Source organism: Curtobacterium sp. MCPF17_031, from assembly GCF_003234035.1.
Taxonomy (GTDB): Bacteria; Actinomycetota; Actinomycetes; order Actinomycetales; family Microbacteriaceae; genus Curtobacterium.
This window is the reverse complement of the sequence record NZ_QKSG01000003.1, coordinates 234,551-256,766: the sequence shown is the minus strand read 5'-3', so window position 1 is coordinate 256,766 and position 22,216 is coordinate 234,551. Positions and strand designations below refer to the sequence as shown.

The following is a 22,216-nucleotide window of genomic DNA, read 5'->3' as shown; positions in this document are numbered from 1 at the left end:
TCAGGAGCCCATCGTGGACGACCACTCGGCCGCCAGGACCTTCGCGGCCGCGGTCACCTGCGCGTCGGTCAGCTCGACCGAGTTCTTCGGTGCGCCACCGGCGGCCTGCAGCGCGTCCTCGTCGACCTTGCCCGACTCCTGGAGCGCGGCGAGGGTGGACGGGAACGCACCGGCCTGCAGGTACAGGTTCTGGGCGTCGGGGCTGGCGATGTACTCCTGCCACAGGCGGGCGGCCGCGGGGTGCGGGGCGTCCTTGTTGATCGCCTGCGAGTAGTAGGAGCTGAGCGCCTGCCCCTCGGGGACGACGGTCTTCCAGTTCTCGTTGCCGCTCGCGCCGGCTGCCGGGCCCCAGGCCAGGTTGTTGTAGGACCACTGGACGACGACCGGGGTCTCACCCGAGGCGACCGTGGCCTGCGTCGGCAACACGTTCTGGAAGTTGCCGGCCTGCTTGAGCTCGCCGAAGTAGTCGACGCCCTTGCTGATGTCGTCGGCCGAGCCGCCGTTCTCGAGCGCCGCGAGGTAGACCGCGCTGGCGGCCTGGTTCGCCTGGGTGGGGTCACCGGCGATCGAGACCTTGCCCTTGTACTCGGCGCCGAGCAGGTCGTTCAGGTCCTCCGGTGCGTCCGTGATCTTCGACGAGTCGTAGCCGATCGACATCAGGCCCGTGTAGTCCCGGGTCCAGGCGCCGTCCTTCTCCTTCAGGTCCGTGGGGATGTCGCTCCAGTTCGCGACCTTGTAGTCCGTCAGCAGCCCGAGGTTCTGCTGCAGCACGGCGTTGCCGAGGTCGAGCACGTCGGGAGCCGTCGACTGGCCCTTCTGCGACTTCACGGCGGCGACCTCGTCGGCGCTCGACCCGTTCGGGTTGGCGGAGTTGATCTTGATGCCGTACTTCTCCGTGAAGCCGTCGATGATCTTGCCGTAGTTCGCCCAGCTCGGCGGGAGCGCGATGACGTTGAGCTGCCCCTCCGCCTTCGCGGCCTTCACCAGGGCGTCCATGCCGCCGGCGCCCTCGGCGCTCGTGGCGGTCTTCCAGCTCGCGTCGCCGCTGCTCGTCGAGGCGGAGCTCGTGGCCGAGCAGCCGGCGAGGGTGACGACGGCCGCTGCGGCGAATGCTAGGCCGGTGAGGGTGCGCTTGTACTGCACGGGGAAGCCTTCCGTGTTCGGGTCCGACCCGTCGGGCCGGTCCGGCTGGGAGCGCCGGTCGGGACGATCGTGGACGCGGCCGGTTTCCGGTCCGTGCTCGAACGGTGAACGGTGGCAGAACAGCGCGTGCGCCTGTACGGTTCTGCGTGATCTCGGTCCGCCGGTGATCGAGCAGCCGGGAGGCCCGCATGGAGTTCAGGACGACCGTCCTGCAGGCGCGGGTCAATGCCACCGGCCTGCCGGTCCCGCCCGAGGTGATCGAGGCGCTGGGCTCCGGCGGGCGCCCGGCCGTCGTGGTCACCATCGACGGCGGCTACACCTACCGCTCGACGGTCGGCGTGATGGGCGGACAGGCCCTCGTCCCGCTGTCCGCGGAGCACCGGACGGCCTCGGGCATCGTGGCCGGGCAGACCGTGACGGTGTCACTCGAGGTGGACACCCTGCCGCGGACCGTGGACGTGCCGGACGACGTGGACCAGGCGCTCACAGCCGCCGGGGTCCGCGCCGCGTTCGACACACTGTCGGCGTCACGGCAGCGGGCGCTCGTCGACCCGGTGACACAGGCGAAGGCGCCGGAGACCCGCGCGCGGCGGGTCGAGAAGGCCGTGGAGTCGCTTCGCGGGTGACTATGTCGACTGGCATGATGTACCACATGCCAGTACCGCTCGGGGTGGTCCGTTTCCGCGCCTACCGCCGCTACGAAGCCCTCCGAGTCGAAGCCAGCAACGCCCTCATGGGGCTTCTCGCAGGCGCACAGCTCTCGAACCACCTCCTCCAGCTGAACCGCGGTTCTGACCGGCTCCTGCCCGAGGTGTACCCGAACGTGCCGCACATCCGCCGCTTCAACCTCACGGCCGAGGCAGCGAGCGACATCCTCGCCGAGGCCGACGTCCACCTCGGCGCGATGAGCATCGCCTACGTCCTTGCGCTCCACGAGGACTCCCTGAAGACCTGTCTGGGCATGGCTGCAGACGCCGGGCTCGTCTCACGCCGACGCGCTCGAGAGACGCCGTCGGCCGGGCAGCACGAGGCACTGCAGCAGGCGTGCGGGTCGCGCATCGACGGCCTCCCTCTCGAACAGTTGGCGGTCCTGCGCAGGATGCGGAACGCGGTCATCCACGATGGCGGTCGGGTGGACCAGGGTCTCGTGGACGCCGTGTCCGCCCTCTCCCCGGCGGCGGTGCTGGCCTGGACGAAGGCCTCGGGGAGCGATCCCACACGGCTGGCGAAGGGCGACGTACTCCGGCTGGGCCACGGTGAGATGCTGCTGGCGCTCGCCGTCACCAAGGCGATCGATCGAGCGTGCAACGGTCTGCTGCAGATCGGGCTTCCACGAGACCATTGGATCCGTGAGGCGGTCGAGGACGCCCTGACCGAGCACCCGCAAGCGGGGCATGCTGCCACGGTGCTACGGAAGTGCCATGGGTTCGCCCGTCATCACTACGGGCCACTCAGGCTCGCCCGCGCCGAGGTCGAGTCCGAACTCGCTCGTCGCCGCGAGGGCTGAAGGCAAAACGGGGCTCTACTCGTTGAGCTACGTGCCAGGACTTGCACCTGGGTCTCCGCGTTTCTGTGGGGATTCCGGTCGTGATCCGGAAGCGGCCTGCACCGATCTCCTGCTTGGAACGGTACCAGCATCGTCGCCACCTGCCAACGCGGTGGACGCCGCCTCAGGCACCGAACTCGACCAGGACGCGCGGGATCTCGCCGAGCAGTTCGCTCGCCAGGTAACCCATCGGCCCGACCTGCACCGCCAGTCGGTCCCCCGCGGCGGCGTGCACCTGTGTCGCCCACACGGTCGCCTGCGCGACGTCGGCACCGCGAGCGAGCAGACCGGTGATCGCACCGGAGAGGACGTCCCCGCTGCCACTGGTCCCCAGACCCCCGGCGCCGGTGCCCTTCGCCCACGCCCGACCGTCCGGGGCGGCGATGATCCCGCCGAGGGAGACGACCGCCCCGAAGCGCTCGGCGATCTCCGCCGCGTCGGTGTGGTCGTCGGAGCAGTCCCGGCCGAGCAGCCGTTCGGCCTCGCCGGAGTTCGGTGTCATCACGAGCCGGCCACGCAGCGGGGCGAGCTCGTCCACCAGGTCGGCGGCGACCCCGAGCGCGAAAGCGTCCAGGACGACGATCGTCTCCTCGCCGACGGCCGCGGCGAGTCCGGCGACGAGGTCGCGGCTCCCCTCGGGTTCGTCGAGCCCCGGGCCGACGAGCACCGCGTCGGCTGCGGCCAGGTCGTCCGTCAGGCTCTGGATCGCGCCGACGGCCACGTGGCCGCCCTCGTCCTCGGCGAGGGGCTGCACGCCCGACTCGGGCAGGGCGACGGCGACGTGTGGTGCGACGCTGCCCGCGACGGCGAGCGTCAGGCGTCCACCGCCGACACGGAGGGCTGCGGTCGCGGACAGCATCGCCGCGCCGGGGGTCTTCGCGGCGCCACCGACGACGAGCACCTGGCCGCGGCCGTACTTGCTGCCGCCGACCTCCGGCAGGGACCACTCACGGAGCAGGTTCGGGGTGACGGGGATGGGCTCAGACACGGGCGTCGTCCTTCCGGCCTTCGTGTTCGGTGACGGCCGCGTCCGGGTCCTCGTCGAGGTGTCCGGTGCCGGAGAACTCCTCGAGCGTCCACGGGGCGCCGAATGCGTCGCGGCGGAGTCGGGTGAGTGAGGCGTTCGCGACGGTGTGGTCCTCCGCGAAGGCCATCAGTTCGGGCTCGTCGAGGTCCAGGCACACGGCGATGGCGAGCATGACGACGGCATCGTGGGCGGCGATCACCAGACGGTCCGCGTCCACGATGCGGTCGACGTCGGCGAAGAGCGTGCGCAGTCGGAGCATCACGTCGACCCAGGACTCGCCGCCGGCCGGCCGGTGGTAGTACTTGCCGAGCCACTGCCGACGCTGCTCCTCGTCGGGGTGCAGGTTCGCGGACCCGGTGCGGGTGAGCCGGTCGAGGACGCCGAGTTCCCGGTCACGCAGGCGTTCGTCGACGCGGCGCGGGGGTTCGGTGAGGCCGCCGGCCTCGAGCGCGATGCCGATCGTCTGCTGCGCTCGACGGTAAGGCGAGACCCAGAGCACGACCGGCACGTCGTCGACCCCGCGCTCGGCGAGTTCGGCACCGAGCGCACGGGACTGCTCCTCGCCGAGGGGGCTCAGCGGGACGTCGGCGTCCCGGTGGTCGACCTCGATGACGTCGGCGCCCGCAGCGTCGGCCTCGGCTGCTGCGACGTTCGCGGTGGACTCGCCGTGACGGACGAGCCAGATCTCGGTGACGGCCATGGTCGTGACGCTAGCCGGGAGGCGCTGGACCGGTTCACGGGCGGCCGCCGCCGGCGGCCACCCACGACCACGGCGGACAGCACACGGCACCGCCCGTCCGGAGACGAGCGGTGCCGTGTGTGGTGCGGGTGGTGTGACCCGGCGTCAGACGCGGGCTGCGCGACGACGGCGGGCGACGACGGTCAGGCCGATGCCGGCACCCAGCAGCACTCCGGCGATTCCGAGCGGGACCGTCGGGTCACTGCCGGTGAAGGCCAAGGTCCCGGTCGGCGTCCGGCCGTTGCCGGAGACCACGCCTGCGGTGGTCGGGCTGTCGGTCGGGGTCGTGCCGACGGACGTGCCAGCAGTCGGTGTCGGTGCCGGGGTGGTGGGCGTCGGCGAGGGGACCGGAGCGGTCGGGGTCGGCGTGGGCGTGGGGGTCGGCGTCGGCGTGGGGGTCGGTGTCGGCGCCACGACGCGGACCGTGACGACCTGGGTGTCGGCCGGTCCGGTGCCGTTCGAGGCGGTGATCGTCACGGTCGAGGAACCCGTGGCGGTCGGGGTGCCCGAGATGACGCCGGTGGTGCTGTCGATCGTCAGACCGGCGGGCAGCCCCGTCGCGGTGAAGGTCGGCGTCGGCGTCCCGGTGGCGGTCACGGTGTAGCTGTAGGGCTGTCCGGTGGTCGCGGCCGTCGGCGTGCCGGAGGTGATCGAGGGTGCCACGGTCGGGGTGGGCGTCGTGGGCGGCGGGCAGCTCTGCGCCGGGGTGATCGTGTTCGTGTCGAGCGTCACGGCGGCGTCGAGCGCGATCAGGCGGCCCTGGACGGTCGCGCCGGTGACCGCGGTCACGGACGTCCTCGCGAGGACGGTGCCCTGGAACTGCGAGCTGGTCTGGATGGTGGCCGAGCTGCCGACCTGCCAGAACACGTTGCAGGAGCTCGCCCCACCGGTGATGAGGATCCGCGTGTTCGTCCCGACGACCAACGACGAGGCTGCCTGGAACACCCAGGTCGACTGGGCGTTGCCGTTCAGCGTGAGCGTGTTGTTGTCCGACAGGTTGAGTGCGCCACCCGAGTAGACGCCCGGCACGAGGGTCCCGACGTTGTCGAGGTTGCTGACGTCGACACCGGTCGGCGTGAGGGAAGCCGCCACGTTGAAGGCGTTCCGAGCGTCCTGCTGCGCCAGCGCCGCTTCGGTCGGGGTGCGGACGGTGCCCGTGACCAGGCCGTTCGGCAGTCCACCGAACCCGCTGATCTTGGAGCTGGGGGGACCGCCGAGGTCGCCGTTGACGACGGTCGGTCCGGTGTTGGTGATGGCCTGGCTGGCGAGCACCCCGTAGGTCGCCGCAGTCCCGAGCTTCACGGGCCCGTCGATCTCCGTCGCGGCGGAGGCGGCGGAGGTCGCCATGAGGACGAGCGACGCCGAGAGACCGAGCACGGCACCACCCGTCAGGACTCTGCGGAGGAACGGGGACGTCGCCATGGGAGACACCTGACTGAGAGGGAGAGGCACAGTGCGATCGTCGACGACGGGCGCATGATCTCCGTCGTCGCAGTATGCACTCCAGGCGCTCTGATCAGGGGCGATCGCCTGAAAACGCTCTGTCTACCCGCCGGACTCCCAGCCTGAGCAGTCTGGAAGGCGGACCCAGGCGCATCCGCACCCCCAGTAGTGGGGTCGGCGTGGCGACGGGCCGCCGTACCCCCGCAGGAGCGACGCCGGACGAGTGCACCCAGAGCCTCGCCCGGCGTCGCGGTCCCCCGCCCGGTCAGGCCCGTCGGACCCGCAGGGTGACGAGCTCGAACGGGCGCATCGTCAGGACGACCGGTTCGCCGTCGTCCCGGGAACCGTCGTCGAGCGGTCGTTCGAGCAGGTCGACCCGGGTCACCCCGGCAACGTCGAAGCCGAAGTCGACACCGACGTCGGTGGCCCGCCCGCCGAGTGCTTCGTACAGGCGCACGACGACGTCGCCCGAGCGGTCCTCGGCGAGCTTCACGGCCTCGACGAACACCTGCGGCGACGACACCGTGACGAGCGGCTCCACGACACGGTCGCCCGGCACGGCACGGACCGGCAAGTTGAGCCGGTACCCGGAGTCCGCGGCGTCGAGCACCGAGGCACCGACGCGCAGGACCGTGCGGAACACGTGGTGGCCCTGGTCGGCCTCGGGGTCGGGGAACTTCGGCCCGCGCACCAGCGACTCGCGCACCTGCGTCGTGGTGCCTCCGTCTGCACGGGTCCGCCGCGTGACGTCGTGCCCGTAGGTGGAGTCGTTCGCGATCGCGACGCCGAACCCCGGCTCGGCGACGTGCACCCAGCGGTGGGCGCTCGTCTCGAACCGGGCGAAGTCCCACGAGGTGTTCTGGTGCGTCGGCCGGTCGATGTGCCCGAACTGGATCTCACTCGAGGCCTGGTCGGCCTTGAGGTCGAGCGGGAACGACAGCTTGAGGAGCTTCTGCTGCTCGTGCCAGTCGGCCTCGGTCTCGACGACGAGCTCCGGCTGCCCCTCGGTCGCCGTGTAGCGGGTGGTGACGGTGGAGCGGCCGAACGGGCGGACCACGACGAGCGCCTCCCCCTCGACGGTGACGCTCGTCGCCTGCAGCACCGACCCGTGCCGCTGGTAGGCGCGGTCGATGTCCCACGCCTCCCATTGGTTCGGGGTGTCACGGAATACGGTGTACTCGGCGGCGGCTTCCCCCGGCGCGACGGCGTCGCGGCCGGTGCCGCGGTCGACGAGCGAGACGACGTGTCCGTCGCCGTCGACGGTGGCGACGACGACGCCGGTGTCGAAGACGAAGCGGTCGCCGTCGCGGACGGGAGGCACGGCGCGCGCCGCGTCGACCGGCTCGGCTCCCAGCGCGCGGACCCCGTCGGCGGGGACCGGGGACGCGTTGAACCGGACGTGCGAGGCGGCGGAGGGTGAGCCTCCCGGCCGGTCCGCGCCGCTGTCCGGACCCGCACCACCGGTGGCGAGGGCCGTGGTCGCGGTGCCGATCAGCTCCTCGAGCACCGCGGCGACGCGGGCGTACTCGGCCTCGGCGTTCTCGTAGACCCAGGCGATCGACGAGCCGGGCAGGATGTCGTGGAACTGCTGCAGGAGCACGGTGTGCCAGGCCGACTCGAGCGCGTCGTACGGGTACTCCCGGCCGAGGCGCACGGCGGCCGTCGTCGCCCAGAGTTCGGCCTCGCGGAGCAGGTGCTCGGAGCGGCGGTTGCCCTGCTTCGTGCGGATCTGCGACGTGTAGGTGCCGCGGTGGAACTCCAGGTACATCTCGCCGGACCACACACCGGGCGTGGGCAGGGCGCGCTCGAGCTCCTCGAACACCCGCGCCGGTGTCCCGAGTTCGACCCGGGGTGAGCCGTCCAGGTCGTGCTGCCGATGCGCCGCGGCGACCATCTCGCGGGTGGGACCACCACCACCGTCACCGAAGCCGTAGAGCAGCATCGAGGTGTTCGCGACGCCGCGCTCCTTGTTGTTCCGCTCCCCACGGTGCAGGTCGGCGGGCGAGACGTCCGAGTTGTACGTGTCCGCCGGCGGCAGGTGGGTGAGGACGCGGGAGCCGTCGATGCCCTCCCAGAGGAACGAGGTGTGCGGGATGACGTTCGTCTCGTTCCACGACGGCTTCTGCGTGACGAACCACTTCGATCCGGCGGCCCGGACGATCTGCGGCAGCGCGCCCGTGTAGCCGAACGAGTCGGGGAGCCATGCCTCGGGGGTGTCCACGCCGAACTCCTCGAGGAAGAACCGCTTGCCGGCGACGAACTGGCGGGCCAGGGCCTCGCCGCCGGGCAGGTTCGTGTCGGACTCGACCCACATGCCGCCGACCGGGATCCACCGGCCCTCGGCGACGCGCTGCTTGATGCGCGCGAAGACCTCGGGGTACTCGTCACGCATCCACGCGTACTGCTGTGCCGACGAGCACGCGAAGGTGAAGTCGGGGTCCCGGTCCATCAGGTCGAGCACGTTCGAGAAGGTCCGGGCGCACTTGCGCTTCGTCTCGCGCACCGGCCAGAGCCAGGCGGAGTCGATGTGTGCGTGTCCGACGGCGATGGCCCGGTGCGCCGAGCCGCTGGCGGGGACGGCGAGCGCCCCGGCCAGGACGGCACGCGCGTCGGCGGCGGTCCCGGCGACGTCGTCGGGGTCGAGCGCGTCCGCGGCCCGTTCGAGCACCCGGAGGACGTCGGCACCGCGGGTGCCGTCGGTCGGCAGTTCCGCCATCAGCCCGCGGAGCACCCACAGGTCCTGTTGCAGCTCCCACACGGTGTCGTCCCGTTCGACGACCTCGAGCGCGCGGAGCCGGTAGATCGGGGCGTCACCCGCGGTGTGCTTGGAGCCGAGCGGGGTGGCGCCCTGGAACGAGTCACCGCCGATGTCCGGGTTGGCGCCGGCCTCGATGTACAGCTCGAACGACTCCCCCGGGGCGACCTGCAGCGGGACGCTGTCGTTGCGCGGCTCGATGGCCTTGATCGTGGAGCCGTCCGGACGCCAGGCGAGCCCCTCGGCCTGGAACCCGGCCTGGCGCTTGGTGAACCCGAGGTCGACGTGCAGCTCGGCGGTGGTGCCCTCGGCGGTGCCGAAGTCGGCCGGGACGGTGCCGGTCACCCGGAACCAGGTGGTGCCCCAGGGCCGACCGCCCCACGGGGAGCCGACGGTGAACGGTTCGTAGTGCTGGGTCACGGCCTCGGCGAAGGGCACGGGTTCGTCCGGGACCTGCCACGCCTCGATCGTGACCGGCGATGCCCGGCGGTGGACGTTCGGGTCGACGCGGTCCCGCACGAGTCGCGCGATCCGGGCCTCGACGAGGGGTTCGTCCTGGTGCATGGAGATGGGTTCCTTCCCAGCGGTGGAGTTCGGTCAGCCCTTGATGCCGCCGGCGAGGGCGTTGCCGCCGCCGAGGCCTCGCGACACGAGCACGTAGAGCGCGATGACGGGCACGGAGTAGACGATCGAGAACGCGGCGAGCTGCCCGTAGGCCACCGCCCCGTTCTGCCCGAAGAAGTTGAAGATGCTCACCGCGGCGGGCACCTTGTCGGGCGAGAGCAGCAGGACGAAGGGGACGAAGAAGTTCCCCCACGCCTGGATGAACACGAAGATGAACACCACGGCGATGCCCGGTCGCATCAGTGGGATGACGATCCGCCACAGCGTCGTGAACATCGACGCCCCGTCGGTCCAGGCCGCTTCCTCGAGCGAGATCGGGACCGCGTCCATGAAGTTCTTCGCCATCCAGATCGCCATCGGCAGGCTGGTCGCGGCGAGGAAGAAGATGCAGCCGTAGATGTTGTCGATGAGGTTGAGCGACACGAACAGCGCGTAGACGGGCACCATCATCGCGGTGATCGGCAGGCCGGTGCCGAACAGGATGCTGTACAGGAACGGCTTGTTGACGCGCATCTTGTACCGGGACAGCGGGTACGCGGCGAGGATCGCGACGACGACCGTGACGACCGCCGTCCCGCCGGAGAGCAGCAGGCTGTTGCCGAGCGGGATGAACGACAGCTCCGGGGTGAGCACCGTCGTGAAGTTGCCCAGCGTGAACTGCGACGGCAGCTTCACCGACAGCGACGCCTGCGCGTCGAACGAGGCGAACACGAGCCACAGGAGCGGCACCGCGAAGCAGACCGCGATGACGAGCAGCACGACGTTCGACACCCACCGCATCGTCCGACCTCGGGGCGAGGTCATGTGCAGGGACCCCGGTGCGGTGATCGAACGGGTCGTGGTCTGGTCGAGGGACGGGGCTGTGATGGCCATCAGTCCACCTCCGGCTTGAGCGCTCTGATGTAGATGATCGAGAAGACCGCCCCCACCACGAGCAGGATGGTCGCGATCGCGGTCCCGAAGCCGAGCTGCGAGAACTTGAACGCCTCCTGGTACGCCAGGATCGGCAGCGTCGAGGAGTTGGTGCCCGGCCCGCCACCGGTCATCACGAAGATGAGGGTGAAGACCGACAGCGTCTGCAGCGTCGTCAGCATGAGGTTCGTGGAGATGCTCCGGCGGATCACCGGCAGCGTGATGTACACGAGTCGCTGCCACCCGGTGGCGCCGTCCACTTCGGCGGACTCGGTGATCTCCTCGGGGACCTCCTGCACGGCGGCGGAGTAGACGAGCATCGAGAACGCGGTGCCGCGCCAGATGTTCGCCAGGATGATCGCGACCATCGGGTACGTGTAGAGCCAGTTCGCACCGGTGATCCCGAAGACCGCCAGGAACGAGTTCAGCGTGCCCTCGTCGTTGAAGAACGCGTACGCCGCGAAGGACGCGACGATCTCGGGCAGGACCCACGCCGCGACGACGAAGGTGCCGACGATCGAGCGGACGACCTTGTTCGCCGACCGCATGAGGAGCGCCAGACCGAGTCCGAGCACGTTCTGTCCCACGACCGCCGAGGCGAGCAGGAACACCACCGTCAGGATGACGGACTTCGGGAAGTCCTTGTCCTGGAACAGGTCGACGTAGTTCTGCAACCCGATGAACTGCTGGTCCGCCGCGCCGGCTCCGGTCAACGCGGAGTTCGTGAACGACCCGTAGAACGACGAGATCACGGGGCCGAGCAGGAAGACGAGGAGGAGGACGACTGCCGGCAGGAGCGGGACGGCTCGGCCGACGTTGCGGAGCGGCTTGCGCTTCCGAGGGACGGGAGGGTCGGTGCGTCTCGGCGCACCGGGCGCCGGGACCACCGGCGCGAGGGGAGTGCTGGTCATGCTGGGTGCCTTCCAGGACAGCTCACGGTGATGAGTGGGGACGGACGGGAGGCGCGGTGCGGGCTCGCACCGCGCCTCCCGTCCGTCACACGGTCGCGTCGGACCGGACGGACGCGTCAGCGCGCGGAGACCGTGTTCTCCTTGCCGACGACGCCGACCACGGCATCGTCGTAGGCGGCGGCGGCTTCCTTCGGCGACTGCTGGCCGGTCATCACCGACTCCATGGCGACCTGGATGGCGTTCGAGATCTGCGAGTAGTCACTCGTCGCGGGGCGGAAGTTGGTGTTCTCCACCAGACCCGAGAAGAACTTGAACGTCGGGTTCGCGCCGGTGTACTCGGGGTCGGCCGCGACGTCCTTGCGCACCGCGATCTGGCTGTTCTCGGAGTCGTACTGCAACGAGCCGTCCTTGTCGAGGAAGCTGGTGATGAAGTCGAACGCCGCCTGGGGGTTCTTCGACTTCGCCCCGACCGCGAGCGTCCAGCCTCCCGACATGCTGTTGTAGCCCGGGGCCTGCCCGTTCTGCGTCGGCATCGGTGCCTGACCCATCACGTCGTTCCACTCGGCCCACGGGGCGGTGCCGGTCTTCAGCCACGTGCCGGACTGCCACGAGCCGTCGAGGTCGATCGCGAGCTTTCCCTTCGGCAGCCACGTCTGCGTGATGGTCGTGCCGACGTTGGTGTCGAGTGCCTGCTGCGGTGTCGGGCCGAGGCCGCCCTGGTAGACGTCCTTCACGAACTGCAGCGAGTCCTGGAACTGCTTCGAGCCCGTGACCCACTTCTTGTCCTGGTAGAGCGTGTTGCCGGGGCCGTCCGCGCCGTACAGGAGCATCTCGAAGCCCTGCATGGTGGACGCTTCGCCCTGCGCCTTGCCCGAGTACATGTTGAAGGGGATCAGGTCGGGCTTCTCGTCCTTGATCGTCTTGGCGGCAGCGAGCACGTCGTCCCAGGTCTTGGGCTGCCACGGAACGGGCAGGCCGACCTCCTTGAAGATGTCCTTGTTGTACCAGAGGGCACGGGTGTCGGTGCCCATCGGGACGCCGTAGGTCTTGCCGTCCTCGCCCTCCCCGGCTTGCTTGGCGTTGTCGAAGAACTGGTCCCACTCGTCCCACTTCGCCGTGTACTCGTCGAGCGGCAGCAGGTACCCGGCCTCCGCGTCCGCCTTGACGAGGAACGTGTCCTCGTACATGACGTCGGGTGCGGTGGCGGGCGCCTTGTTCATCAGCGCGAGCTTGGTGGCGTAGTCGCCCTCCTGCGCCTGGATCGGGACGAGCGTGACCTTCTTGCCCGGGTTCGCCTTCTCGTACTCCTTCTTGACGACCTTCATCTGGGCGTCGAGCTGCTGGAAGGCGCCGAACTTCTGGTACGCGATCTTGATGGTGTCACTCGAGGCGGACCCCGAGCTCGAGCAGCCTGCGAGACCCACTGCGGCGACTGCCACGGCTGCGAGTCCGGCGATGATGCGGGTGCGTTTCATCGGTGCTCCTTTGCACGGGTGAAGGTCGCGGACTCCGTTGCCCGCGTTGCGCAGTTAGTCCACCGTATGGACTTAAACGTTGTCAAGACATGGGCGCAAAGTGCGCCCGGTTCGTGACCTGCAGCCCGCGCGACGGTCCGGGCGCAGCCCCACAGGCGGCAGCCGCGCGGGCGGCAGCCGATCAGTGGGCGATGAGCATCGTGCTCGCTCGCGGCGACAGGGCAGCGTCGAGCACCAGGCAGGCCGCCCCGACCGCGGCCACGTCGGTCCCCCGTCGGCTCTCGACGACGGTGACCGGGTGTTTCGGCACCAGGATCGGCGAGCCGGCGATCGCCGCGGTGGCAGCCGGGAGGGCCGCGCTGCTGATCCGCGACCAGAACGGTCCGCCGAACACCACCCGGTCGAGGTCGAGCAGGTTCACGATGACGACGACGGCCCGCCCCATCACGGTGCCGATCTCGGCCGCGAGGGCCTGCGCCGCCGGGTCCTCCGCCGCGATCGCTGCGGCGAGTGCGTCCCACGCCCGGTCGACCGCCGCCAGGTCGACCGCGATGTCGGCACCGTCGGCAGCAGCCGTCCCGGCGACGGGGACTCCGTCGCCCAGGGCGATCCCCCGCTCGACCGCGATCCGCACCAGGCGGTCGGGCATCACCGTCGCCCCGACCTCACCGCGCGTGCCGTCTCCGTCGCCGTTCCCGGCGAGGGGCCCCTGGTCGACCATGATGTGCCCGGCGTCGCCCGCGTTCGCCCCGGATCCGCGGACGGGCTCGTGGTCGATGACGAGCCCGACCCCGAACCCGGTGCCGAAGTACACGAAGGCGAAGTCGCGGGCCGCCGCACCCCGCTCGAGGAACATCTCGCCGACGGCCGCCGCCGTGACGTCCTTCTCGAGGAGCACCGGGTAGCCGGTGGCGTGACCCAGGGCGTCCCGGAGCGCGACGTCCCGCCACCGGGGCAGGAACGGCGGGTCGAGCACGACGCCGGCCGCCGCGTCGATCGGCCCCGGCGAGGCGATGCCGACGCCGAGCACGCTGTCGGGCGCGACCCCGGAGCGGCGGACCAGCCCGTCGACCGCGGCCGCCATCGTCCGGACGACCTGGTCCGGGTCCTCGGCGTTCGGGGTCGAGGTGGTGGCCTCGGCGACGACCGCACCCGCCAGGTCGAGCAGCACGTAGGTGACGACCGCGGGATCGACGTGCACCCCCACGGCGAACCGGCTGCGGGCCTCCAGTCGGAGGATCGTGCGCGGCTTGCCCCGACCCGCCACGACCGTGCCGGACTCGACGATCATGCCGGCGTCGATGAGGAACCGGGTGACGTTCGAGACTGTCTGCGGGCTGAGGCCGGTCCGCGCGGCGAGCTCGACGCGGCTCAGGCCGTCCCGGGACCGGCGGACGGCGTCGAGCACGACCGTGCGGTTGAACCCGCCCAACGACGGCAGGTTCGCCCCGCGCCGATGCTCCGCCATCTGGCGACCATACCGCCGGTGACATGCGCGGTGCGACGCGCACGGGGTGACCGTCACCGGACCGATCGCTGGCTTCTCACCCGCCTGCACCGTTACCCTGACCGACATGACGGACCTCCGCCTCGAAGAACTCTCCGCAGCGACCGCCGCCGCGGCCAACTCGCTGACGCTGAAGCCGGGGCAGGAGCAGTTCGTCCAGCCCACCTCGTACGCGCAGGCCGAGTCGGACGTCAAGCCGAGCGCCTCCTGGCCCCGCGTGGTCCTCGACGGGGACGAGGTCGTCGGCCTCATCATCGGCAGCTTCGACGCCGAGAACGCGCAGGAGGAACTCCGCAGCTGCATCTGGCGTGTCAACGTCGCGGCCAACGCGCAGGGGCGCGGGGTCGGTCGTTTCGCCGTCCACGGGCTGGCGGAGGAGGCCCGCAAGCGCGGCTTCGAGCGCCTCACCGTCGTCTACGAGCCGGGCACCGGCAGCCCCGAGGCGTTCTTCGAGGCCATCGGCTTCACCGTCGTGGGTGAGACGCAGTACGGCGACCACTTCGCGGCCCTGACGCTGTAGTGCCGGCGCGGCCCCGCGCCTCCCGGTCGGCAGCCGGCGTTCCGGAGCCAGCCGATCCGGCGCCAGCACATCCGGCGCCTGCCGATCCGGCGCCAGCAGGTCCGGCGCCAGCAGGTCCGGAGCCAGCCGTTCCGGGTGACGCCGACTTCGGTGCCCAGGTCGCCGCGGTCGTCCGGTCCATCCCGCCCGGGCACGTGATGACCTACGGGGACGTCGCCGCGGTGCTCGGCTCGCGGGCCTCCCGCGCGGTCGGCAAGGTGATGGCGCACGAGGGCTCGGATCTGCCGTGGTGGCGGGTCGTCCGTTCCGGCGGGCTGCCGCCGGTCCACCACGAGGCGCGTGCGCTGGAGCACCACCGAGCCGAGGGCACGCCCCTGTGGTGGTCGCGGGACGACGCCTCCTGGAGGATCGACATGCCCCGCGCGCGCTGGTCACCGACCGACGACGGCTGGTCGGCCGACGACGGCTGGTCGGACTAGAGGCGTCCGCCGGCCGTCACGCCGGGCCGGAGGTCGAACCGGGTGCCCTTCGCGTTCGGCGGCAGCAGGAACATCACGAACAGCGCGAGCGACCCGATGCCCGGCAGCACGTGCAGGAACTGCCAGAACCCGGACAGGTTCGCGTCGTGCAGCCGCCGAGCGCCGAGTGCCAGCCCGCCGATGAGGGTGATCAGCGCCCAGAGCACGAACAGGTAGGACCCGACGGGGTTCTCGAGCAGCGGCGCGTCGGGGGTGAAGACCTGCGGCACGAGCTGCAGCACCAGACCGATCGCGAACGAGGTCAGCCACCACCACCAGAACTCGGAGCGCGAGGCCCGGCCGGTGAACACGGTGTACTTCCGCCAGAACCGTCGGACGGCCTCGGCGAAGGGCGCGCCGTAGAGGGGATCGCGGAGGGCGACACCGCCCGGCTGCACGTCGTTGTCGCTCATCCCCCCACCCAACCACGCCGTCCCGCCGGACTCCGGACGGGACGCGCCCCCGGACGCACATCGCGCCCCGTCGGAGCGGGGCGCGATGTGCGTGGCGGGGCGCGAAGCGCAGCGGTCGTCAGACCAGCGAGTCCCGCCAGGCCGCGTGCAGCTGGGCGAACCGTCCGGTGCCCGCGATGAGGTCGGCGGGCGTGCCGTCCTCGACGATGCGGCCGTACTCCATCACGAGCACCCGGTGGGCGATCGCGACGGTGGACAGTCGGTGCGCGATGATCACCGCGGTGCGGTCGGCGAGCAGGGTCTCGAGGCCCTCCTGCACCAGGCGCTCCGAGGGGATGTCGAGCGACGCCGTGGCCTCGTCGAGGATGAGCACCTTCGGGTCGGCGAGGAACGCCCGGGCGAACGACAGCAGCTGGCGCTGCCCGGCCGACACCCGGCCACCGCGCTTGTTGACGTCGGTGTCGTACCCGTCCGGCAGCGCCATGATGAACTCGTGCGCGCCGACGGCCTTCGCCGCCGACTCGATCTCCGCTCGGGAGGCTCCCGGTCGACCGAGCTCGATGTTGTCCGCGACGGAACCCGAGAACAGGTACGCCTCCTGCGTCACCATCACGATGGCGCGGCGCATGTCCTTCGGATCGAGGTCCCGCAGGTCCACGCCGTCCAGGGTCACGGTGCCCGAGGTCGGGTCGTAGAACCGGGCCATCAGCTTCGCGAGCGTCGACTTGCCGGCACCGGTGGACCCGACGAGCGCGATCGTCTGACCCGAGGGGATGTGCAGGTCGAACTCCGGCAGCACGACCCGGTCGGCCGTGTACGCGAACTGCACGTGGTCGAAGTCGATGCGGCCCCGGGCGTCGGGCAGCTTCGTCGGCTTCGCGGGGTCCGGCACGCTCGGCCGCTCCTCGAGGACGCCGGAGATCTTCTCCATCGCCGCGGATGCCGATTGGTAGCTGTTGTAGAACATCGCCAGTTCCTGCGCCGGGTCGAAGAACCGCTTGGCGTAGAGCGCGACGGCGAGCAGCGCGCCGATCTCCAGTGATCCACCGACGACCCGGAAGCCGCCCACGATGACGACGGCAGCCAGGGTGGCGTTGCCGATGAGGACCAGGCCCGGGTCGAAGATCCCGAACAGGTTGAACACACGGGCGTTCGCCTGCCGGTTCGCCTCGACCTGGACGCCGTACTCGGTCTCGTTGCGGGACTCCTTGCGGAACGCCTGTACCGCGCGGATGCCGGTCATCGTCTCGACGAAGTGCACGATGACGCGGGCGCTGGTCGTCCGGGTGGAGCGGAACAGCTGCTGCGAGCGCTGCTGGAACCACCGCGTCAGGAACCACAGCGGCACCAGGGCGATCGCGAGCACCAGGCCCGAGGTCGGGTCGAGGAACACCAGCGCCACCGCGGTGAACACCATGTACAGGACACCCTGGATGAGCTGGTTCAACCCGGAGTCGAGCAGCTCCCGGATGGAGTCCAGGTCGCTCGTCTGCCGGGAGATGATCCGCCCCGACGTGTACGTCTCGTGGAACTCCAGCGACAGCCGCTGCGTGTGCAGGAACACCCGCTTCCGGAGGTCGAACAGGATCGCCTGACTGATCCGGGCCGCCAGCACCGTGTACCAGGCGGTGAGGACCGCCCCGACGATCGCGATGGTGATGTACAGCCCGACGACGAGGAACGCCGGCATCCAGTCGTCACGGTCGAGCACGGCGGGCAGGGCGTTGTCGATGCCCCACGCGATGAGCGTCGGGCCGGCGACCTGTCCACCGGTGGAGAGCACCACGACGACCGCGATGCCCCAGAGCCGGGCCTTGAGCGGTGCCGCGAGGGAGCTGAGCAGCGTCAGTGACCGGCGGCGCAGCCGACGGCTCTCGGCCTTCGTGAAGTCCTCACGCTCCTCGCCACGTGTCCCGTGGACGGTGATGGACGCGGTGACCGGAGCTGCCGCCTCGGCCGCCTGCGTGCCGGTGCCGACCTGCGCCACCGGCACCGAGCCTCCCGTCGGTTCCTGGTCGACGGTCAGGGGCTGATCGTGATCGGTCTCGTTGCTCATGCCATCGCCTCCTCTCGGTCCTCGGCGTCGTCGTCGTCGAGCGACGAGATGACGAAGCGGTAGTGCTCGTTGGTGGCCATCAGCTCCGAGTGGGTGCCGACGGCGGTGACGCGGCCGTTCTCCATGAGTGCCACGCGGTCGGCGAGGGTCACGGTGGACGGGCGGTGGGCGACGATCAGTGAGGTCGTCTCGGCGAGGACTCGGCGGAGCCCCGCTTCGACGCGTGCCTCGGTGTCGACGTCGAGCGCGGACAGCGGGTCGTCGAGGACGAGCACGCTCGGCCGCGCCGCGATGGCCCGGGCGAGCGCCAGGCGCTGTCGCTGACCGCCGGAGAGGGACAGCCCCTCTTCGCCGACCCGGGTGTCGACGCCCTCGGGCAGGTCGTCCACGAAGGACGCCTGCGCGATGTCGAGCGCCTCGCGCATGACCCGCTCGGCCTCGTCCCCGGACAGGTCGGGCCGACCGAGCAGGACGTTGTCCCGCACGCTCGACGAGAACAGGGTGGCGTCCTCGAACGCGACGCCGACGTGCCGACGGAGCTCGGCGCGGGACAGGTCGCGGACGTCGACGCCGTCGATCGTCACCGATCCCCCGGTCACGTCGTACAGCCGCGGGACGAGCGCCAGCAGGGTCGTCTTGCCCGAGCCGGTGAGGCCGACGAGCGCCATGGTCTCGCCGGGACGCAGCTGCAGCTCGACGCCGTTCACCAGGTCGGGGAACTGCGCCGGGGAGTCCTGGTAGCGGAAGTGCGTCGCGTTGAAGGCGAGTGCACCGTGGGGTTCTGCGATCGTCTTCGGCGCTGCCGGGTCCGTGATCGTGTTCTCGGAGTCCATGACCTCGAAGAACCGGTCCACGGCGGTGCGGGTGTCGAACGTCATCGACAGGAAGAAGCCGATCGACTCGATCGGGAACCGCAGCACGGTCGCCGTCGCGAAGAACGCGAACAGCTGGCCGACGCTCAGCTCCCCCTGGCTGGCGAGCCAGATGCCGGCGAGCAGACACAGCGCGAACGCCACGTCCGGCACGAGCAGCAGCCAGAACCAGATCGCCGCGATCGCCTTGGCCTTCTCGATCTCGGTGCCGCGCAGCTGTTCGGCCTGCTCGGCGAACTCGTCGAGCTTGTACCGACCACGGCCGAACGCCTTGAGCACGCGGATGCCGTGCACCGACTGCTCGACGCTGGTCGCGAGGTCCCCGACCTGGTCCTGACTGCGTCGGGCGACGACCGAGTACTTGCGCTCGAACAGCACGCTGTTCACCCAGACCGGGATCGAGGCCACCAGGAAGATCAGGCCGAGCTGCCACCCGAAGGTGAACAGGACACCGAACCCGATGACGATCGTCACGACGTTGACGACGAGCAGCACGATGCCGAAGGCGAGCCATCGGCGGATCAGCGACAGGTCGGACACCGACCGGGACAGCAGCTGCCCGGACTCCCACCGGTCGTGGAAGGCGACCGGCAGGTCCTGCAGCTTCGCGTACAGCGCGTTGCGCATGCTCGCCTCGATCCGGGTGGACGGCCGCATGACCATCTTCCGTCGGGAGGCGATGAAGAACGCCTCGAGGACGCCGAGCGCGAGCACGCCGAGTCCGGCGGGCCAGATGCGGCTGCCGTCACCGGACGCGAGCGGTCCGTCGACGAGCGCCTGCAGCACGTAGGGGATGACGAGCGCGACGACGGAGGCGCCGAGCGCCGCCAGCATCCCGCCGAACAACCGCCATCGGTACGGCTTGACGTAGGGCCAGATGCGCCCGATGGCGCGGGCGGTGGAGGGGCGCGCCGGTGTCGGCGCCGGTTCCCGGTGGGGTACCTGGGACATGCGTGTGCGTCCTCGTGCTTCGTACGGGCGCAGGTGCGGTCAGGTTGCGTCTGACCGGACGGGAGGCCCGGGGTGCGTTGCGTGGTCTGGTCGGCCGGGTGCCCGCTCGGGCACCACGACAGCGCGCGGAGTCCCGCGGGTTCCGTCGGCGCCGCTGGGACGACGTCGCCCGTGGGGCGGGTGGGGCCGGTCGTGCGCCTAGGCGGACGGCGGTGTCGGGACGCCGGGAGCGGCCGTGTCGATGGACGTCGATCGCGTCCGGGCAGCCGTTGCGGTGGTGCCGGTCGTCGTGTCCATCGTCACTCCAGTCTCGTCGTCGTCACCGTCGTGCCCGCGGTGCTGCCGACCTGAGAAGTCGTCAGCCATGAGGTCGCGGAGCCTTGCAGACTATCGGCAGCGGCTCTCAGGACGCAACCAGGATCTCGTGCTGGTTGCGCCCTGGTCGACGCGGAGTCGAACTGGACTCAGTGGAAGAAGTGCCGCTCGCCCGTGAAGTACATCGTCACGCCGGCAGCAGTCGCAGCCGCGATGACCTCGTCGTCGCGGACGCTCCCGCCGGGCTGGGCGACGGCGCGGACACCCGCCTCGAGCAGCACCTGCAGGCCGTCGGCGAACGGGAAGAACGCGTCGGACGCCGCGACCGAACCGGCAGCACGGTCCCCGGCCCGGTTCACCGCGAGGTGGCACGAGTCGACCCGGTTGACCTGCCCCATCCCGACACCGACGCTCGCGCCCTGGTTCGCCAGGAGGATCGCGTTCGACTTCACCGCGCGGCTGGCCTTCCACGCGAACGCCAGGTCCGCCAGGGTCTGCTCGTCGGCCGGCTCGCCGGAGACGAGCGTCCACGTGGACTGGTCGAACGCCGTGAAGCGGTCGGCGTCCTGCACGAGGAACCCGCCGGAGATCTGCTTGACCTCTCGCTCGGCGAGCGCGAAGTCACCCGGCAGCGTGAGCAGACGGATGTTCTTCTTGCGGGACAGGACCTCGAGCGCCTCCGGGTCGAAGGCGGGAGCGACGACGACCTCGGTGAAGATGTCGGCGATCGTCTCGGCCATGCCGCGGGTCACCGTCCGGTTCGCCGCGATGACGCCTCCGAACGCCGACAGCGGGTCGCAGGCGTGGGCAGCCGCGTGCGCCGAGGCGATCGGGTCACCCGCGTCAGGGGCCGCCACCGCGATGCCGCAGGGGTTGGCGTGCTTGATGATCGCGACGGCCGGCTCGGTGAAGTCGTACGCGGCACGGACGGCGGCGTCGGCATCGACGTAGTTGTTGTACGACATCTCCTTGCCGTGCAACTGCGTCGCCTGGGCGATCCCGGTGCCGTTCGTGCTCGTGTAGAGCGCCGCGGACTGGTGGGCGTTCTCGCCGTAGCGGAGCGTCGCGGTGCGGTCCGCGGACAGCGTGAGTTGCTCCGGGAACGCGCTGGGGGCCTCCTGGCCGTCGTGCTCTGCTGCCGCGGACGTTGCCGACGGGGCGACGACCTCGGACGCGAAGTAGCTGGCAACCGCGGTGTCGTACGCCGCGGTGTGGCCGAACGCCTGCGCGGCCAGACGCTTGCGGAGTTCCAGGGTCGTGCCGCCGGCACGGACGGCTTCGACGACCTCGTCGTACGACGACGGCGACACCACGATCGCGACGTTCGGGTGGTTCTTCGCGGACGCGCGGACCATCGCCGGGCCGCCGATGTCGACGTTCTCGACCACCGTGGCCGCGTCGGCACCCGAGGCGACCGTCTCGACGAACGGGTACAGGTTCACCACGACGAGCTCGAACGGGGCGATCCCCAGGTCAGCGAGCTGCTGCTCGTGCGACTCCAGCCGCAGGTCGGCGAGCAACCCCGCGTGCACGGCCGGGTGCAGGGTCTTCACGCGGCCGTCGAGCGACTCCGGGAAGCCCGTGACGCTCGCTACGTCCGTGACGACGTACCCGGCGTCACGGATGGTCTGCGCGGTGGAGCCCGTCGAGACGAGTTCGACGCCGGCGTCGGCGAGCGCGCCGGCCAGCTCGAGCAGCCCCGACTTGTCGCTCACCGAGATGAGGGCTCGACGCACGGGCACGACGTCCCGGTCGCGGTACAGGCTGGGGTCGGCGGCGTGCACGCTCATGCGGGGGTGGTGCCCTTCAGGTCGATGTGTCCGTTGGCGATGTCGAGGACGGTCTGGATGAGCAGCCGACGCTCGACGGGCTTGATGCGGTCGTGCAGGGTCGACTCGGTGTCGCCGGGCAGGACCGGGATGCGCTCCTGCGCCAGGACCGGACCGCTGTCGACACCGTCGTCCACCGCGATGACGCTCGCGCCGGTCTCGGTGACGCCGGCGGCCAGCGCGTCCCGGACGCCGTGCGCTCCCGGGAACTCCGGCAGGTACGCGGGGTGGGTGTTGATGACCGACGGGCCGAACTCGGCGACGACCGCGGGCGGGAGCAGGCGCATGAGCCCGGACAGCACGAGCAGGTCGGGCGACCACGGGCGGATCTGCTCGGCGAGCGCTGCACCCCACTCGGCGCGGGTGGCGTACCGGGTGTACGGGACCGTGAAGGTCGGGATCGAGTAGTGCTCGCCGAGCTGCAGGCCCTCGGCGTCACGGTCCGCCCCGATCGCGACGACGCGGGCGGGGTACTCGGCATCGCGGGTCGCCTCGAGCAGGGCTCGGAGGTTCGACCCGGTACCGGAGATCAGGACGACCAGTTCGAGCACGGGGACAAGCCTAGCGGGGGCGGGTGCTGCCGGGCGCGCGGGCAGGCTGATCGTACGGCGTCCATCATCATCGCCGGTCGTCCGCAGTGACATCTGGTACTGGAGTGTG

19 protein-coding genes are annotated in these 22,216 nt (G+C 70.7%); 4 read left to right on the top strand and 15 right to left on the bottom strand.

Features of this window, described 5'->3' with window-relative positions; genetic code table 11:
- Entirely contained in the window at nt 1-1,143 is a 1,143-nt protein-coding gene (locus tag DEJ31_RS06490) for an ABC transporter substrate-binding protein (RefSeq protein WP_111121466.1), read from the bottom strand.
- Between the two features lie 188 nt (nt 1,144-1,331).
- Between DEJ31_RS06490 and DEJ31_RS06485 the strand changes: the two genes are divergently transcribed.
- Together DEJ31_RS06485 and DEJ31_RS06480 are read left to right on the top strand one after the other, a co-directional pair.
- Nucleotides 1,332-1,769 carry a YdeI/OmpD-associated family protein gene (locus DEJ31_RS06485; protein WP_111121465.1) on the top strand — a complete coding sequence of 146 codons (438 nt, stop codon included), beginning with the start codon at nt 1,332-1,334 and terminating at the stop codon, nt 1,767-1,769.
- Nucleotides 1,770-1,795: 26 nt separating this feature from the next.
- The gene (locus tag DEJ31_RS06480; RefSeq protein WP_146240592.1) at nt 1,796-2,650 is read left to right on the top strand and encodes a hypothetical protein; all 855 of its coding nucleotides are present in this window, start codon (nt 1,796-1,798) and stop codon (nt 2,648-2,650) included.
- 163 nt (nt 2,651-2,813) lie between these two features.
- On the opposite strand, the gene DEJ31_RS06475 is transcribed toward DEJ31_RS06480, so the two are convergent.
- From DEJ31_RS06475 to DEJ31_RS06440, 8 genes are all read right to left on the bottom strand, one after another.
- Entirely contained in the window at nt 2,814-3,677 is an 864-nt protein-coding gene (locus DEJ31_RS06475; protein ID WP_110903482.1) for an NAD(P)H-hydrate dehydratase, read from the bottom strand.
- On the bottom strand, nt 3,670-4,416 hold the full coding sequence (locus DEJ31_RS06470; protein ID WP_110903483.1) for a histidine phosphatase family protein: 747 nt from the start codon (nt 4,414-4,416) through the stop codon (nt 3,670-3,672). Before DEJ31_RS06470 ends, DEJ31_RS06475 begins: the two co-directional genes overlap by 8 nt.
- Nucleotides 4,417-4,560: 144 nt before the next feature.
- Complete coding sequence (locus DEJ31_RS06465) at nt 4,561-5,877, bottom strand: ice-binding family protein (protein ID WP_111121464.1); 1,317 nt, start codon at nt 5,875-5,877, stop codon at nt 4,561-4,563.
- Nucleotides 5,878-6,163: 286 nt separating this feature from the next.
- Nucleotides 6,164-9,217 carry a glycoside hydrolase family 38 C-terminal domain-containing protein gene (locus tag DEJ31_RS06460; protein WP_111121463.1) on the bottom strand — a complete coding sequence of 1,018 codons (3,054 nt, stop codon included), beginning with the start codon at nt 9,215-9,217 and terminating at the stop codon, nt 6,164-6,166.
- Between the two features lie 33 nt (nt 9,218-9,250).
- The gene (locus tag DEJ31_RS06455; RefSeq protein WP_181427332.1) at nt 9,251-10,081 is read right to left on the bottom strand and encodes a carbohydrate ABC transporter permease; all 831 of its coding nucleotides are present in this window, start codon (nt 10,079-10,081) and stop codon (nt 9,251-9,253) included.
- A gap of 68 nt (nt 10,082-10,149) precedes the next feature.
- Nucleotides 10,150-11,100 carry a carbohydrate ABC transporter permease gene (locus DEJ31_RS06450; RefSeq protein WP_110903486.1) on the bottom strand — a complete coding sequence of 317 codons (951 nt, stop codon included), beginning with the start codon at nt 11,098-11,100 and terminating at the stop codon, nt 10,150-10,152.
- A 116-nt stretch (nt 11,101-11,216) separates the two neighbouring features.
- Nucleotides 11,217-12,575, bottom strand: a complete 1,359-nt coding sequence (locus tag DEJ31_RS06445) for an extracellular solute-binding protein (RefSeq protein WP_110903487.1) — start codon at nt 12,573-12,575, stop codon at nt 11,217-11,219.
- Between the two features lie 181 nt (nt 12,576-12,756).
- The gene (locus tag DEJ31_RS06440; RefSeq protein ID WP_110903488.1) at nt 12,757-14,043 is read right to left on the bottom strand and encodes an ROK family transcriptional regulator; all 1,287 of its coding nucleotides are present in this window, start codon (nt 14,041-14,043) and stop codon (nt 12,757-12,759) included.
- Between the two features lie 106 nt (nt 14,044-14,149).
- Here DEJ31_RS06440 and DEJ31_RS06435 point away from each other — a divergent pair, with 106 nt between their 5' ends.
- Nucleotides 14,150-14,602: a GNAT family N-acetyltransferase gene (locus DEJ31_RS06435; RefSeq protein WP_110903587.1), complete on the top strand. Its 453-nt coding sequence runs from the start codon at nt 14,150-14,152 to the stop codon at nt 14,600-14,602.
- Nucleotides 14,602-15,081, top strand: a complete 480-nt coding sequence (locus DEJ31_RS06430; RefSeq protein ID WP_111121462.1) for an MGMT family protein — start codon at nt 14,602-14,604, stop codon at nt 15,079-15,081. Before DEJ31_RS06435 ends, DEJ31_RS06430 begins: the two co-directional genes overlap by 1 nt.
- Here DEJ31_RS06430 and DEJ31_RS06425 read toward each other — a convergent pair.
- The 6 genes from DEJ31_RS06425 to purN all read right to left on the bottom strand — a co-directional run bounded on the left by DEJ31_RS06425 (nt 15,078) and on the right by purN (nt 22,107).
- Entirely contained in the window at nt 15,078-15,533 is a 456-nt protein-coding gene (locus tag DEJ31_RS06425) for a DUF805 domain-containing protein (RefSeq protein ID WP_110903490.1), read from the bottom strand. The genes DEJ31_RS06430 and DEJ31_RS06425 overlap by 4 nt on opposite strands.
- A 118-nt stretch (nt 15,534-15,651) precedes the next feature.
- Nucleotides 15,652-17,460: an ABC transporter ATP-binding protein gene (locus tag DEJ31_RS06420; RefSeq protein ID WP_110903588.1), complete on the bottom strand. Its 1,809-nt coding sequence runs from the start codon at nt 17,458-17,460 to the stop codon at nt 15,652-15,654.
- Nucleotides 17,461-17,585: 125 nt separating this feature from the next.
- A complete protein-coding gene (locus tag DEJ31_RS06415; RefSeq protein ID WP_111043446.1) occupies nt 17,586-19,412 on the bottom strand; it encodes an ABC transporter ATP-binding protein in 1,827 nt (608 codons plus the stop codon).
- A gap of 198 nt (nt 19,413-19,610) precedes the next feature.
- Entirely contained in the window at nt 19,611-19,778 is a 168-nt protein-coding gene (locus DEJ31_RS17155; RefSeq protein ID WP_181421552.1) for a hypothetical protein, read from the bottom strand.
- Nucleotides 19,779-19,876: 98 nt separating this feature from the next.
- A complete protein-coding gene (purH, locus tag DEJ31_RS06410; RefSeq protein WP_110903492.1) occupies nt 19,877-21,517 on the bottom strand; it encodes a bifunctional phosphoribosylaminoimidazolecarboxamide formyltransferase/IMP cyclohydrolase in 1,641 nt (546 codons plus the stop codon).
- Nucleotides 21,514-22,107 (bottom strand): phosphoribosylglycinamide formyltransferase, encoded by a 594-nt coding sequence (gene purN, locus DEJ31_RS06405; protein ID WP_110903493.1) that lies wholly within the window; start codon nt 22,105-22,107, stop codon nt 21,514-21,516. Before purN ends, purH begins: the two co-directional genes overlap by 4 nt.
- Between the last annotated feature and the right edge of the window lie 109 nt (nt 22,108-22,216).

Excerpts from the sequence above, each read along its gene's own strand:
- DEJ31_RS06485 (WP_111121465.1), top strand. The coding sequence starts at position 1,332 with ATGGAGTTCAGGACGACCGTCCTGCAGGCGCGGGTCAATGCCACCGGC.
- DEJ31_RS06480 (WP_146240592.1), top strand. The coding sequence starts at position 1,796 with ATGCCAGTACCGCTCGGGGTGGTCCGTTTCCGCGCCTACCGCCGCTAC.
- DEJ31_RS06470 (WP_110903483.1), bottom strand. The coding sequence starts at position 4,416 with ATGGCCGTCACCGAGATCTGGCTCGTCCGTCACGGCGAGTCCACCGCG.
- DEJ31_RS06465 (WP_111121464.1), bottom strand. The coding sequence starts at position 5,877 with ATGGCGACGTCCCCGTTCCTCCGCAGAGTCCTGACGGGTGGTGCCGTG.
- DEJ31_RS06460 (WP_111121463.1), bottom strand. The coding sequence starts at position 9,217 with ATGCACCAGGACGAACCCCTCGTCGAGGCCCGGATCGCGCGACTCGTG.
- DEJ31_RS06455 (WP_181427332.1), bottom strand. The coding sequence starts at position 10,081 with ATGACCTCGCCCCGAGGTCGGACGATGCGGTGGGTGTCGAACGTCGTG.
- DEJ31_RS06450 (WP_110903486.1), bottom strand. The coding sequence starts at position 11,100 with ATGACCAGCACTCCCCTCGCGCCGGTGGTCCCGGCGCCCGGTGCGCCG.
- DEJ31_RS06445 (WP_110903487.1), bottom strand. The coding sequence starts at position 12,575 with ATGAAACGCACCCGCATCATCGCCGGACTCGCAGCCGTGGCAGTCGCC.
- DEJ31_RS06440 (WP_110903488.1), bottom strand. The coding sequence starts at position 14,043 with ATGGCGGAGCATCGGCGCGGGGCGAACCTGCCGTCGTTGGGCGGGTTC.
- DEJ31_RS06435 (WP_110903587.1), top strand. The coding sequence starts at position 14,150 with ATGACGGACCTCCGCCTCGAAGAACTCTCCGCAGCGACCGCCGCCGCG.
- DEJ31_RS06425 (WP_110903490.1), bottom strand. The coding sequence starts at position 15,533 with ATGAGCGACAACGACGTGCAGCCGGGCGGTGTCGCCCTCCGCGATCCC.
- DEJ31_RS06415 (WP_111043446.1), bottom strand. The coding sequence starts at position 19,412 with ATGTCCCAGGTACCCCACCGGGAACCGGCGCCGACACCGGCGCGCCCC.
- DEJ31_RS17155 (WP_181421552.1), bottom strand. The coding sequence starts at position 19,778 with ATGGCTGACGACTTCTCAGGTCGGCAGCACCGCGGGCACGACGGTGAC.
- purH (WP_110903492.1), bottom strand. The coding sequence starts at position 21,517 with ATGAGCGTGCACGCCGCCGACCCCAGCCTGTACCGCGACCGGGACGTC.